Consider the following 13,837-nt stretch of genomic DNA (forward strand, 5'->3'; position numbering starts at 1 on the left):
ATCGAGCGCCCCGAAGTACCAGGTGGGAGGCCGGACCCCGGCGTCCGGGAGAGGACCGATGACGATGTCGAGGACTGCGTGCGGATCCTCGCGGAGGTCCACGCTCGCGACGGCTATCCGGTGAACTGGCCCGACCGGCCCGGTGAGTGGCTGTCGCACGGGCCCTCGCTGGGGTCCTGGGTCGCCGAGCTCGACGGCCGCCTCGTCGGGCACGTCAGTCTGTCGCCTGCCGGCGAAGGCGATCTGGCACCGGTGCTGTGGAGTGAGCGGCAGGGGGTGCCGCCGGGTGCGGCCGCCGTGGTCGGCCGGCTGTTCGTCGCCCCGGAGGCGAGGGGACACCGGATCGGCGCACTGCTGATCGGCCGGGCCGTACGGGAAGCGCGGCGGCACGGCCTGCATCCGGTGCTCGACGTCGTGACCTCCGATACCGCCGCGGCCGCCCTGTACGAGCGGCTGGGCTGGGAGCTGCTGGCCACGGTCGAGCAGCGGTGGAGGCCGCACCAGACGGTGGCCGTCCACTGCTACGCGGCGCCGTCGTGAGGTGATCCCGCGTCTCCGCTCATGGACATCCGTACTGGACCAGCCCCGCCGTGACCAACTGAGCGTTCGACAGCGCCCGTTCCCCGTTCGGCAGGAACAGCGTGTCCTCCAGGCCGATGCGCGTCGCGAGCCCCAGCCGTCCCGCGAGCCGGAGCACCGGCCAGGCGCCGCCGTTCTCGCCGTGCAGGAGCACCGGGCGGCCGTGGTCGGAGTCGAGGTCGGAGAGGAGGGCACGCGCGGACGCTTCGGCCGTCTCCGAGTCCGGGTCCGTCACCTCCGCCAGGACCCGCAGGACCTTCGTGCGGAGCGGTGAGACGGCGAACCGGGACGCCCCGTCCGTCCCGGACCAGATGCCCGCCTCCACGCCAACGCCCCGGTCCAGCAAGGCCGTTGCGACCTCCTCGGCGCCCGGCTCGTGCCAGTTGACGGAGGCGTGGTCGGGCAGCACCGTCCAGCTCCGCACCTGCTCCAGCCGTGCCGCCGGCTCCGGTTCGGCCCAGGCGCCCGTGGTCACCCCGATCGGCACGGGCACCCGCGCCCGTATCGCCTCAAGCGTCACCGCGAGGACGCGCGGCGACAACGTGTCCTGTCCGCAAGGGGACTTGGGATGAAGGTGGACATCCGTGGCCCCCGCCGCGACAGCCTCGACCGCGGAGTCGGCCAACGCCCCCGGCGAGACCGGCACCATCCAGCCGTCGGTGGCCCCACGGGCTCCGTTGAGACAGACCTGCACCATGCCTCGATGGTGCCATCCGCCACTGACAACGACCGTCCGTCGGCCGTCCGGAACCCTCACCCGCGCACGCCGTCGGCAGCCCCCGCCGTTGCACCGGCAAGCGCAAATCGTCCGAGCCTTCGCCTGAGTCGATCCGGGTCGACCCGGATCAAAAAGGGGGTGCGGCATCCCCGGCGCACCCCTGGCGCCCTTCTTCGATTGCCCCGGTTCAGGCCGACATCAGCAGCCGTCCGCGCCTGGCGTAGGCCAGGGCCTCGGGCGTGAGCACCGGACGCGGTACGACGATGCCGCAGTCCGTGCAGACCGGGCCCGAGGAGGGTTCGTGGGCCAGGTCGTACTTCCACTGGAGGCGCTCCCCGGCGCACACCGGGCACACGGAACCCGGTTCGCGCTCCAGGGCGGCGATCAGCCGTCGCAGCACCTCGGCCAGTGGTTCATGGGGGTGGAGGCGTGGGTCGTCGCACCAGGCGACACCGAAGCCGCCCCAGGTCAGCCGGTGCCAGTCGTCCACGGTGCCCGGGCGGCGGAGCCCGTCGTGCTTCTCCTTCTTGCGGCGTTCGGCGAACCCGACCTCGTAGGCGAGCCAGACCTTGCGCGCTTCCTCCAGCTCGTCCAGTGCGGCCACGAGCCGCGCCGGGTCGGGGGAGCGGTCCTCGGGTCCGAACCCGGCCCGGGAGCTCAAGTGGTCCCAGGTCGCCCTGTGCCCATAAGGGGCGAACCGCTCAAGGCATTTGCGCAGCGAGTAGCGCCGCAGCGCCAGATCGCACCGAGGGTCTCGCACCTGTCTCGCCAGACTCCGGAAACCGGCCATCGCCCTGCACCTCCGTCACACCTGCACCTGTACTTCGGTCACCTCGGCGTCGTCGTACGGACGTCGCCGAATAGACGTATCGACAAGCGATTTGGCTCCATCCGATTTCCGATGCCCCCCATAAGCTGCTTGCCCGGATCCAAAACTTGACGCATGTTCATCTTCAATCTCGGGGATACCGGCGGTAACGTCCGGCACCACCCCCGTCGGTAGGAGCTGCCATGCCACGGCGCACCCCGCGTAACTTGCTCGACAGACTGAGAACTCCCGGCAGATTCCCCGGGTTCCTGAAGACCGCATCCGTATGCGCCCTCGTTGCCGCCCTTTTGTCTCCTCTTGCCCAGGGGACGGCCTCGGCGGCGACGCCGTCGGCCACGGTGGCGTCGAACGACTACTGCGGCGGCCAGTGCTCGGACATCCTCCCGGCCGGCGAGAACGGCAACGCCACCCTCGCCCAGATCCTCCTCAACCAGGCCTTCGGCACCCAGCCCTCGCACGCGGAAGACCAGCTCGGGCCCTATGCCAACCTGGCCACCGGTGCCTCCACGCTGACCGACGCGAAGATCAACAACTTCTTCAACGACGCGTCGTTCGGGGTCGCCTCCGACCAGGTCGCCTCGACCGAGAACCCGAGCGGCCGCACCGACGTCACGATCGTCCGTGACAAGAAGACCGGTGTGCCGCACATCACAGGCACCACGCGCTACGGCACCGAGTACGGCGCCGGATACGCGGCCGCCGAGGACCGGCTGTGGCTGATGGACGTGTTCCGTCACGTCGGACGCGGCGAGCTCACCACCTTCGCGGGCGGTGCGGCCTCCAACCAGGGGCTTGAGCAGGAGTTCTACCGCAACGCCCCCTACACCGAGGCCGATCTGCAGTCCCAGATCGACAACGCCGTCGCCAACAACGGCGCCCGCGGCCAGCAGGCACTCGCCGACGCCAACGCCTATCTGGCCGGCATCAACGCCTACATCGACGCCTCGGACAGCGGTCGCTACTTCCCCGGCGAGTACGTCCTCACCGGGCACAAGGACGCGATCACCAACGCCGGCACGATCGACCACTTCAAGATCACCGACCTGGTCGCCCTCGCCTCCGTCATCGGCACGCTCTTCGGCTCCGGCGGTGGCGGCGAGGTCAACAACGCGCTGTCGCTGATCGCCGCCCAGTCCAAGTACGGGGTGGAGGAGGGCACCAAGGTCTGGGAGTCGTTCCGCGAACGCAACGACCCCGAGGCCGTGGTCACCGTCCACAACGGCGAGAGCTTCCCCTACGCCACCAAGCCCACCACCGCCGTCGGCGCGGCCATGCCCGACGCCGGGTCGGTGGTCCAGCAGCCACTGGTCTACGACGCCACCGGCACCGGAGCCGGCTCCAGCGCCACGGCCGCGGCCAAGGCGGCGGCCACCACCGCCCTCAGCTCGGCCAAGCGCGGGATGTCCAACGCCCTTGTGGTGAGCGGCAAATACACCGCGAGCGGCCATCCCATCGCCGTCTTCGGACCCCAAACCGGTTACTTCGCCCCGCAGTTGCTCATGCTCCAGGAGATCCAGGGCCCGGGCATCAGCGCCCGCGGCGCCTCCTTCGCGGGGCTGAGCATGTACGTCGAACTCGGGCGCGGCCAGGACTACTCGTGGAGCGCGACCACGTCCGGCCAGGACATCATCGACACCTACGCCGTCGAACTCTGCACCGACGACTACCACTACCTCTTCCACGGCACCTGCACCGCGATGGACGAGGTCCAGCAGGCCAACTCCTGGACGCCCACCACGGCCGACGGCACGGCGGCGGGGTCGTACACGATGAAGGTCTGGAAAACGAAGTACGGGCCGGTCGAATACAGAGCGACCGTCGGCGGGAAAAAGGTCGCCTACACGACCCTGCGCTCGTCCTACATGCACGAGGCCGACTCGATCATCGGCTTCCAGATGCTCAACGACCCGGACTACGTGAAGAGTCCGCAGACCTTCCAGACCGCCGCGCAGCACATCAACTTCACGTTCAACTGGTTCTACGCCGACTCGCAGCACACCGCGTACTACAACAGCGGTGACAACCCGGTCCGCGCGAGCGGTGTCGACGCCGAGTTCCCGGTGTGGGCGCAGTCGGCCTACGAGTGGAAGAACTGGGACCCGACCACCAACACCGCCGACTACACGCCGGCTTCGCAGCACCCCAACTCCATCGACCAGGACTACTACATCTCCTGGAACAACAAACAGGCCGACGACTACACCACCGCCTCCTGGGGCGACGGCTCGGTCCATCGCGGCAACCTGCTCGACGACCGCGTCAAGAAACTCGTCGCGGCGGGCGGTGTCACCAGAACCGCGCTGGTGAAGGCGATGTCGGACGCCTCCCTTGAGGATCTGCGCGCCGAGGACGTGCTGCCGAAACTCCTCCAGGTCATCAACAGTTCGACGGTGACCGACACCACGGCAGCGGCGGCCGTCAGCAAGCTGTCCGCGTGGGTCACGGCGGGCGCCAAACGCACCGAGACGTCGGCCGGTTCGAAGACCTATGCCAACGCCGACGCGATCCGCATCCTGGACGCGTGGTGGCCGGCCCTCGTGCAGGCCGAGTTCCAACCGGGCCTCGGCAGCGACCTGTACACGGCCTTCACCAACAACCTGTACATCGACGAGACCCCGTCGGCCGCCCACGGCCCGACCGGCGCCCACGCCGGCAGCTCCTTCCAGTACGGCTGGTGGAGTTACGTCGACAAGGACATCCGGGCGGTGCTGGGGCAGACCGTGCAGGGCGGCCTCGCGCAGGAGTACTGCGGCGGCGGCAGCCTCAGCGCCTGCCGGGACATCCTGATCAGCACCCTGAAGACCGCGGCCGGCCAGACGGCGGCCCAGGTCTACCCGGGTGACAGCCTGTGCTCGGCGGGCGACCAGTGGTGCGCCGACTCGATCGTCCAGCGCACCCTGGGCGGCATCAAGCACTACAACATCAGTTGGCAGAACCGGCCCACCTTCCAGCAAGTGGTGGAGTACACGTCACACCGGTGACGCCGATGCCGCGGCGGGCCGGGTGATCCGGCCCGCCGCGAGCACCACCCGGGCGAGTTCGGGGTGCACGATGTCGCTGTGCGCCCCCGTCGGCGGTGCGCCGTGGCATACCACCGCGCAGGCGTCGACGTTCACACAACCCGACGTGGGCAGCGGGGAGTTGAGGGCGTCGGCCAGGCTCAGCGCGAGGGTGCCCGGCACCGCCCGCACCCCGTCGTGACCCATCGCGCCCCACTTGTCGCCCAGCACCCGGACGATGTCGACGGCCGCGAACGAGCAGTCGTCGTCCGCCATCCGCGAGGCCAGCGGATAGATCGTGCCCAGCGCCGAGTCGCAGTGCGAGTAGCAGCACACGAGGGGGCCGTCGACACGGTTCTGCTGGCCTTGAAGGACACCGCCGGTACGCGGGTCGTCCGGCAGCCGGGCCGCGAACGCGTAGTGGGAGAAGGCTCCTTGGAGCAGCGTCACCGACTTGACCGAGTGCACTCCCTCGGGCAGACCCCGGAGCGCGAACGACACCAGCCGCCCGCCGAAACTGTGCCCCACGAGATGCACCCGCACCTCCGGCGCCACCGCCGCGAGTCGCCCGATCGCCGGGCCGAGCCCCCGCTCACCGACCGTGCCCGCACGTCTCTTCATCGCGTAGTACGCCGCCTGCCGCAGCAGCTCCCGCGCACCCTTCCACGGGTTGGGCAGCGCGAACTCCGTTACGGGGCCCGGGGACTGGGGCGCCGCGAGATGCGCCAGCGCCTGCGCGAACTGCTCGCACACCTCGGCCGTGCAACCGACGGCGAACATCCGCGGCTCGCACTGCGGGACCCCCTCCGCCAGCGTGTCCGCCCCGAACAACGCCTGCGGCCCCGGCGGCACCACCTCCACCAGCGTCCGCACCAGCCGCCCGAACTCCTCCAACTCGGCGTCCTGCGGCGGCTGTTGGTCCAGCATCCGGGCGATCTGGTCGATCACCGGCGCCTTGCCGGGGAAGGTGTCGAGGAGGGCGTGCCGGGTGTCGGCGTCGAGGGCGGGACGCGTCAACTCGGCTGCGGCTGCCGGTGATTGCGGGAAATCCGGAATCAGCTGGTCCGGGAACTCCATGGATGGCCAGATCACGCCTACGTACCCGATCTTCGCCTTCGGTGCGAGGCGTGGAATCGGGGCGAAGAAGCGGCTGTAGAGCCGGGTCGCGCCGGCGCGTTGGCTGTTCCACCCGTGCGAGAAGACGATCAGGTCGCCGATCCCGCGCTGCCGCACCTCGCGCAGCAGCCGGTCGCGTTCTCCCTGGTCGACGTCCCCGTCGGCGTCGAAGGTCAATTCCCAGTAGGGGCTCACACTCATCGCCGGATCCGCCATGACCGGCCTCCTCGTTCCCCGAAGTGGTGCGATGTGGGCGCATCGTCCCGCTACCGGTGAAGATTGGCCATACGTCGCGACTCACTTGTAGAGGAGGTATTCAGTTCGAACCCGTCGGAACGCCCTCAACTCCTCCTGCCAGCCCGCCACCACGTCATCCGTGCCGGCGCCCGCGTCGATCGCCGTCCGCACCCGGGCGGACCCGGTGAGCTTGTCGATCCAGTTGTCCGAGCGCCAACTGAAGCCGCTCCAGACCTTCTTGGCGGTCACCAGCAGCGCGATGCCGGTGCGGACGGGGTCGTACGCGGCTCGGTCGTGGATGTGGATCTGGACTCCGCCGACGGTCTTGCCCTGGAACTTGGAGAAGGTGGGGGCGAAGTAGGCCTCCCTGAAGTGCACGCCGGGCAGGGCGAGTTGATTCGCCTCGGCGGCCCAGCGGCCGTCGATGCCCTCCGCTCCCAGCAGTTCGAAGGGGCGGGTGGTGCCGCGGCCCTCGGAGAGGTTCGTGCCCTCGAAGAGACACGTTCCCGAGTAGACGAGTGCGGTGTCCGGGGTCGGCATGTTGGGGCTCGGCGGTACCCACGGGAGCGACCAGGCGTCGTAGAACTCCGAGCGCTTCCAGCCCGTCATCAGTACGGTCTCCAGGGGGACGGGCTTTGTCAGGAACTCCCCGTTGAACAGCCGGGCCAGCTCCGCGACTGTCATGCCGTGTGCCTGCGAGATCGGCTGTCTGCCGACGAAGGTCGCGAACTCCCTGTGGAGGACCGGGCCTTGGGCCGATCTTCCAGTCACCGGGTTGGGGCGGTCCAGGACGACGAAGCGTTTGCCGGCGAGTTGGGCTGCCTCCATGCAGTCGTACAGGGTCCAGATGTAGGTGTAGAAGCGGGCGCCCACGTCCTGGATGTCGAAGACGATGGTGTCCACGGGGGCGGTCCTGAAGATGTCGGCCAGGGGTTGGCCGCTCTTCAAGTACGTGTCGTAGACCGGGAGTTGGGTTGCCGGGTCGGTGTAGTGGCCCTCGGAGCCGCCGGCTTGGGCGGTGCCTCTGAAGCCGTGCTCTGGGCCGAAGACCGCGGTGAGGTTCACGTGGGGGTTGGTGTGCATGACGTCGACGATGTGGTGGGCGTCTGCGGTGATGCCGGTGGGGTTGGTGACGATTCCGACGCGTTGGCCCTTGAGCTGGGCGTAGTCGTTTGTGGCTAGTTGTTCGAAGCCGGTGCGGAGAGTGCGGGGCTTGGAGTGGGCTGGGGTGAGGGTTGCCGCCGGAGTTGCTGCCAGGAGGGTTCTTCTGGTGAGGGGCATGTGGGCACGGTATGAGCTGCCGCGTGCAGTTCGTAGGGTGCGGGCCGTTTGTGGCTGGTCGCGCCGTTCCCCGCGCCCCTAAAAACTTTCCCTTCCGGTGTTACATACCGACCGGTTAGTCTGGCTGGGCAGTGGAGCCGCAGTCGAAGGAGACCGATGGTGGAAGCCGTTCAGGGTGCCGGGGTAGTTGTCACGGGGGCTGGGGGTGGCATCGGGGCTGCGCTTGCGCGGCGGTTCGCTGCCGAAGGGGCCCGGGTCGTGGTGAACGACCTTGATGCCGACCGTGCGAAAGCCGTCGCCGACGAGATCGGGGCCATCGCCGTGCCCGGGGATGCCTCCGCCGTTGTGGGGGAAGCCCGGGACGCTCTTGGCGGGACCGTCGACATCTACTGCGCCAATGCCGGGGTCGGCTCCGGCGGGTCGGAAGCCGCCGGTGAGGCCGTGTGGGCGCTGGCCTGGGACGTGAACGTCATGGCTCATGTGCGGGCCGCCGAGGCGTTGATCCCGGGGTGGCTGGAGCGGGGCGGCGGGCGGTTCGTGTCGACCGTGTCGGCCGCCGGGCTGCTCACCATGATCGGGGCCGCGCCCTACAGCGTCACCAAGCACGGTGCGTACGCCTTCGCCGAGTGGCTGTCGCTGACGTACCGGCACCGTGGGATCAAGGTCCACGCGATCTGTCCGCAGGGTGTGCGTACCGACATGCTGGCCGCCACCGGCAGCGCGGGTGACCTGGTGCTTCAGCCGACTGCCATTGAGCCCGATGTCGTTGCCGATGCTCTGATGAAGGGGATCGAGGAGGACCGGTTCCTGATCCTGCCGCACCCCGAGGTCGCCGGGTACTACCAGGCCCGAGCCGCCGAACCCGATCGCTGGCTGACCACCATGAACCACATCCAGCAGAAGTGGGAGGCCGGAGAGTGACCGACTCCCTGTATGCCGCCAAGCCCTGGGTGGGGCTGCTCAACGAGGCCCAGCGGGGGCCGATCAGTCCTGATGACTCCCTGGTGCATGCCTTGCGCCGGGTGGTGGGGGAGACCCCTGACCTGACTTTTCTCACCTACTTCGACGGGCGGCTCAGTTATCGCGAGGTCGACGCGCTGAGTGACTCCGTAGCCGGGTACCTGGCCGCGCGGGGGCTGGAGCAGGGTGACCGGGTCGCCATCCTGTTGCAGAACTCGCCGCACTTCGTGATCGCGCTGCTCGGTGCCTGGAAGGCGGGGGCGATCGTCGTGCCCGTCAACCCGATGTACAAGTCGGGGGAGGTCACCCATGTGCTGCGGGACGGTGAGGTGGCCGCGCTGATCTGTACCGACCGGGCCTGGGAGTCGTATCTGCGCGAGACGGTCGCGGCGGTCGAGGACAGCGGGTCTCCCGTGCGGATCGTGCTCACCGCGTGCGAGTTGGATTTCCAAACGCGCAACGACGCGCGCGTGCTCACCTTCGAGCGGCTTCCGCAGGCCGCCGACGCCGAGGACCTGGTGGCCGTGGCCGAGGCGGGGCACACGGCGCCCGACGGGCGTGAACCGGCGCCTGCGGACATCGCGTTGATCAGTTACACCTCGGGGACGAGCGGTGCCCCCAAGGGCGCCACCAACACCCACGCCAACATCCTGTACAACGCCGAACGGCAGCGGACCGGGCTCGGGCTGCCGGACGCGCCGGTGTACTTCGCGATGGCGCCGCTGTTCCACATCACCGGGATGGTGTGCCAGCTCGGCGCCTCGCTCGTCAGCGGGGGCTCGCTCGTGCTGGTGTACCGGTTCGAGGGCGGGGTCGTGCTCGACGCGTTCGCCGAGCACAAGCCGCACTACACGGTCGGCCCGTCCACCGCCTTCATGGCGCTCGCCGCGCACCCGGGCGTCACCCCGGACCACTTCGCGTCCTTCCGGAACATCTCCTCCGGCGGCGCCCCGGTGCCGCCCGCCCTGGTGGAGAAGTTCCGGGCCGGCTTCGGGCCGTACATCCGCAACGGCTACGGCCTCACCGAGTGCACCGCGCCCTGCGCCTCCGTACCGCCGGACCTGGAGGCGCCCGTCGACCCCGCGTCCGGGACGCTGGCCGTGGGCGTGCCGGGGCCCGACACCCTCGTACGGATCGTCGACGACCTGGGCGAGGAGGTCCCCTTCGGGGAGCAGGGCGAGATCGTCGTGCGCGGGCCGCAGGTCGTGCCCGGGTACTGGCGGCGCCCCGAGGCCACCGCCGAGACCTTCCCGGACGGCGAACTGCGCACCGGGGACATCGGGTTCATGGACCCGCAGGGCTGGCTGTACGTCGTCGACCGCAAGAAGGACATGATCAACGCGTCCGGCTTCAAGGTATGGCCGCGCGAGGTCGAGGACGTGCTGTACACCCATCCGGCGGTGCGCGAGGCGGCCGTCGTCGGCGTCCCCGACGGGTATCGGGGTGAGACCGTGAAGGCGTACATCAGTCTCCGTCCGGGCGCCGAAACCGACCCCGATGAATTCGCCGTGTACTGCAAGGAGAGACTGGCCGCCTACAAATACCCCCGCCAGGTGGAGATCCTGCCCGACCTGCCGAAGACGGCAAGTGGGAAGATCCTCCGGCGGGAACTGCGTTCCCGGTCGCACGACAGCGAGTGAACAGTCAGAAAAGGCAGGTGGCGGCAGTGCCCAGGACGACCGACGGAGACGGGGCTCCTGTCCCGCAGCGGCTCCTCGCCGCCGCCACCCGACTTTTCGCCGAGCAGGGCTACGACCGCACCTCGGTGCAGGAGATCGTCGAGGCCGCAGGCGTCACCAAGGGGGCGCTGTACCACTACTTCGGCTCCAAGGACGACCTCCTGCACGAGGTGTACGCGCGCGTGCTGCGCGTCCAGCAGGAGCGCCTGGAGGTGTTCGCGACCGCCGACGAGCCGATCGAGAAACGGCTTCGGGACGCGGCCGCGGACGTCGTCGTGACGACGATCGACAACCTCGACGACGCGTCGATCTTCTTCCGGTCCATGCACCACCTCAGCCCGGAGAAGAACAAGCAGGTGCGCGCCGAGCGCCGGCGCTACCACGAGCGCTTCCGCGGGCTCGTCGAGGAGGGCCAGCGCGCGGGCGTCTTCTCCACGGCGACCCCGGCCGACCTCGTCGTCGACTACCACTTCGGCTCGGTCCACCACCTGTCGACCTGGTACCGCCCCGGCGGCCCGCTCACCCCCCAGCAGGTCGCCGACCACCTCGCGGACCTGCTGATGCGGGCGCTGCGCCCGTAGGTCTACGGCCCGGGAGGCGGCGCGAGCCCCGCCTCGCGGGCCCAGGCCGCCGCCTCCGCGCGGTCCGCCACGCCCAGTTTGGCGAGCACCGCCGACATGTGGTTGCTGACCGTTTTCGGGGACAGGCCCAGGCGGGTGGCCACCGTCGCGTTGGGCTGGCCGTCGGCGATCAGGGCGAGGACGTCCCGCTCGCGCGGGGTGAGGGTCGGGCACGGGTCGGGGCGGTCCGGGAGTCTGCTCAGATGGCCGAGCACGCGCCTGGCGACACCGGGGCCGAAGATGGCCTCGCCCGCCGCCACCGCCCGGATCGCCCGGACGATCTCGTCCTGGCCCGCGCCCTTGAGGACATAGCCCAGGGCGCCCGCCCGCATCGCGGCGAACACCGAGTCGTCCTCCTCGACCATCGTGAGCATCAGCACGGCCACCCGGGGCGCCACGCGGCCGATCTCCCGGGTCGCCTCGATGCCGTTGAGGTCCGGCATCCGGATGTCCATCACCACCACGTGCGGGCGCAGGGTCACCGCCGCCCGTACCGCCTCCCGCCCGCTCGCGGCGACCCCGACGACCCGCACGCGCGGGGTGCCGTCCCGCACGGACTCCAGGAGTGCGGCCAGTCCGGTACGGACCACGGGGTGATCGTCGGCGAGGACGACGCGCAGGGTGTCCCCGCCGTCCTCGTCCTCAGGTTCCATCCCCATCACATCGCCTCTCCCAACGGCAGCGTCGCCACCACCCGCCCCCGACCCGCCACACACCGGCCGCCCAGCTCCGCCGCGCGCTCCTGCATCGACGTGATGCCCACGCCCGGCGTCCACGCGGTCTCCTCGTCCGCCGGCGAACCGTCGTCGCACACCTCCAGGCGCAGTCCGTCGCCGATCTCGATGTGCAGGTCCACACGGGAGGCCCGGGCGTGCCGCGCCGCGTTGGTCAGCGCCTCGATCGCGATGCGGTACGCGGCCACCTCCACGGCGGCGGGCAGCGCGGGCAGCCGCTCCGGGGCCCGGACCCGCACCTGGATCGGGGTGCCGTCCGCCCGCCAGGACAGCCGCACCGCACGTTCCCGCAACGCGCCCAGCAGCCCCAACTGGTCCAGATCCGGCGGCCGTAGACCGTCCACGAGTCGGCGCACCTCCGCGACCGCGCCCCCGACCTCGGCCCGCACCTCGGTGAGCAGCGCCGCCGCCCGCTCCGGATCGAACGTCAGCAGATTGCGTACGGCGTCGGTCTGGAAGGCGGCTCCGGCGAGCGTCGGCCCGAGCCCGTCGTGCAGATCGCGGCGGATCCGGCGGCGTTCCTCCTCGCGGGCGGCGACGATCCGTTCGCGGGAGTGCTGGAGTTGGCGGGTGAGGTCGGTGGCGTGCAGGGCGGCGGCCAGCGGTACGGCGAGGAGTTCCAGGACCGCCAAGTCGGCGGTGGCGGGCTGCTGTTCGCCGGGGCGCAGGCCGATCACCAGCGCGCCGACGGTCCGGCCGTCGTAGTCGAGGGCTATGGCGTGGATGCGTTCACCTGGTTCGCCCCAACTTCCGTCCGTCACCCCGGACTTCGACTCCACGCACACGTACGGCAGCCGCAGTGCCTCGCCGACCGCCTCCGGGACCGCGCCGACGCCGGTGCCGGCCAGCCGTTCGCCGATGCGGGAGACCGCGCGCACCGGGTCGTGCCGGTCGCCGTACAGGGCGTGGTCGACCATGCGTTGGAGAAGGCGGCGGGCGGGTTCGAAGCCGAGGGCGAGGGTGACGGCGATCAGGGCCGGGCCGAGCAGCGCGGGGTCGGGGTTGAGCAGGGCCTGGACGGAGGTGACCAGGCCGACGTAGGTGATGGCCACGCCGACCGTGAGCGCGCCGTAGAGCAGGCTGCGGGAGACGACGAGGCGGATGTCGAGGAGCTCCTCGCGGACCACGGCGATCATGATGGCGGTCGGCAGGAACAGGGTGCAGCAGGATGTGTAGACCGCCGGGAAGCCCATGATCTGCAGGGCCACGCTCAGCGCCAGGGGCAGCATTCCCGCGATCAGCCACAGCAGTCGGCGGCGGTCCTGTTCGCCGCCGCGCCGGTAGCGGACGACCATGACCGTGAACACGGCGGCCAGCACCAGGCAGGCCTTGGCGGTCTCGATGTCGCGCAGGACCGGCATCCAGCCGTGCGGCACCGGGAGGTAGGAGGGCTGCGCCGGTGTGCCGCGGAACAGGCCCCAGTCGTCCCGCGCCCAGATGGCGAAGTCCAGGGGGGAGGAGAGGAGTTGGGCCACCAGGGCCCAGCGCCAGCGGCGGTCGGGCAGGTGGCCGTCGGGGAACAGGAAGAAGACGAGCACGAACGCCGTGGAGCTGCCGAGGATCCAGGTGTGGCGGCCGATGGTGGTGAGCGCGTGCAGCAACTCCGGTGACCAGCCCAGCCGTAGGCCCTCGACGGCCAGTCCGATCGACATCCCGGTGAACGCGTGGCCCAGCCCGTACGCGATCAGCAGCCAGCCGATGGGGTTGCGCGGCCGGTGCAGTGCGATCACCGTGCCGCAGACCGGGTAGGCGAGACCGACCGCGAGGTCGACGACCATGTCGTAGCGGATCACGTCCGCGGTGGAGACCCCGGCCGCCCCCAACGCGACTGCCCCTACGGCCACTTGGAGTGCCGCCAGCCCCAGGAGTACGTACGCCGTGGCCGTGCGGAGCGGGGTGCGGCCGTCGCGGTCGTCCATGCGTCCCATCGTGGGGGCGCGGCGCCCGGGTGTCTCGGGAACGCTTCCCGGTCCACCCGGGAGAAGTCCCCGGTGATGCCCGGGGGCTTCCCCTCAACTCCCGGCCGTCGGTGGGGCGATGCTCGTGGCAGCGGGACGGCGGACACCTCGCCCGACCGATCGACCA

At 70.3% G+C, this 13,837-nt stretch carries 11 protein-coding genes; 5 read left to right on the top strand and 6 right to left on the bottom strand.

Annotated elements, in window-relative coordinates:
• The first annotated feature begins 78 nt into the window (after positions 1-78).
• Positions 79-540, top strand: a complete 462-nt coding sequence (locus ACIBK4_RS34050; protein ID WP_399001483.1) for a GNAT family N-acetyltransferase — start codon at positions 79-81, stop codon at positions 538-540.
• A gap of 19 nt (positions 541-559) precedes the next feature.
• Here ACIBK4_RS34050 and ACIBK4_RS34055 read toward each other — a convergent pair whose 3' ends face one another.
• On the bottom strand, positions 560-1,276 hold the full coding sequence (locus ACIBK4_RS34055) for a 3-keto-5-aminohexanoate cleavage protein (RefSeq protein WP_399001030.1): 717 nt from the start codon (positions 1,274-1,276) through the stop codon (positions 560-562).
• 208 nt (positions 1,277-1,484) lie between these two features.
• Positions 1,485-2,087, bottom strand: coding sequence for a hypothetical protein (locus ACIBK4_RS34060; RefSeq protein WP_359608286.1), 603 nt, complete (start codon positions 2,085-2,087; stop codon positions 1,485-1,487).
• A gap of 221 nt (positions 2,088-2,308) precedes the next feature.
• On the opposite strand from ACIBK4_RS34060, the gene ACIBK4_RS34065 reads away from it, so the two are divergent.
• Positions 2,309-5,107, top strand: coding sequence for a penicillin acylase family protein (locus ACIBK4_RS34065; RefSeq protein WP_399001032.1), 2,799 nt, complete (start codon positions 2,309-2,311; stop codon positions 5,105-5,107).
• On the opposite strand, the gene ACIBK4_RS34070 is transcribed toward ACIBK4_RS34065, so the two are convergent.
• Together ACIBK4_RS34070 and ACIBK4_RS34075 are read right to left on the bottom strand one after the other, a co-directional pair.
• Positions 5,096-6,457 (bottom strand): serine-threonine protein kinase, encoded by a 1,362-nt coding sequence (locus ACIBK4_RS34070; protein ID WP_399001034.1) that lies wholly within the window; start codon positions 6,455-6,457, stop codon positions 5,096-5,098. The two genes, ACIBK4_RS34065 and ACIBK4_RS34070, sit on opposite strands and share 12 nt — an antisense overlap.
• A gap of 81 nt (positions 6,458-6,538) precedes the next feature.
• Positions 6,539-7,759 carry an exo-beta-N-acetylmuramidase NamZ domain-containing protein gene (locus tag ACIBK4_RS34075; protein WP_399001036.1) on the bottom strand — a complete coding sequence of 407 codons (1,221 nt, stop codon included), beginning with the start codon at positions 7,757-7,759 and terminating at the stop codon, positions 6,539-6,541.
• 156 nt (positions 7,760-7,915) lie between these two features.
• On the opposite strand from ACIBK4_RS34075, the gene ACIBK4_RS34080 reads away from it, so the two are divergent.
• The 3 genes from ACIBK4_RS34080 to ACIBK4_RS34090 are packed head-to-tail and all read left to right on the top strand — an operon-like array spanning position 7,916 to position 10,979.
• The gene (locus ACIBK4_RS34080; protein ID WP_399001038.1) at positions 7,916-8,680 is read left to right on the top strand and encodes an SDR family oxidoreductase; all 765 of its coding nucleotides are present in this window, start codon (positions 7,916-7,918) and stop codon (positions 8,678-8,680) included.
• On the top strand, positions 8,677-10,359 hold the full coding sequence (locus ACIBK4_RS34085) for a class I adenylate-forming enzyme family protein (RefSeq protein WP_399001040.1): 1,683 nt from the start codon (positions 8,677-8,679) through the stop codon (positions 10,357-10,359). Before ACIBK4_RS34080 ends, ACIBK4_RS34085 begins: the two co-directional genes overlap by 4 nt.
• A 26-nt stretch (positions 10,360-10,385) precedes the next feature.
• Positions 10,386-10,979 (top strand): TetR/AcrR family transcriptional regulator, encoded by a 594-nt coding sequence (locus tag ACIBK4_RS34090; RefSeq protein WP_366436362.1) that lies wholly within the window; start codon positions 10,386-10,388, stop codon positions 10,977-10,979.
• Between the two features lie 2 nt (positions 10,980-10,981).
• On the opposite strand, the gene ACIBK4_RS34095 is transcribed toward ACIBK4_RS34090, so the two are convergent.
• Both ACIBK4_RS34095 and ACIBK4_RS34100 read right to left on the bottom strand, forming a co-directional pair.
• Complete coding sequence (locus ACIBK4_RS34095) at positions 10,982-11,677, bottom strand: response regulator (RefSeq protein ID WP_399001042.1); 696 nt, start codon at positions 11,675-11,677, stop codon at positions 10,982-10,984.
• Positions 11,677-13,671, bottom strand: a complete 1,995-nt coding sequence (locus ACIBK4_RS34100; protein ID WP_399001044.1) for a sensor histidine kinase — start codon at positions 13,669-13,671, stop codon at positions 11,677-11,679. The genes ACIBK4_RS34095 and ACIBK4_RS34100 overlap by 1 nt, the downstream gene beginning before the upstream one ends.
• Positions 13,672-13,837 lie beyond the last annotated feature (166 nt).

Source organism: Streptomyces sp. NPDC050528, from assembly GCF_044457795.1.
Taxonomy (GTDB): domain Bacteria; phylum Actinomycetota; class Actinomycetes; order Streptomycetales; family Streptomycetaceae; genus Streptomyces.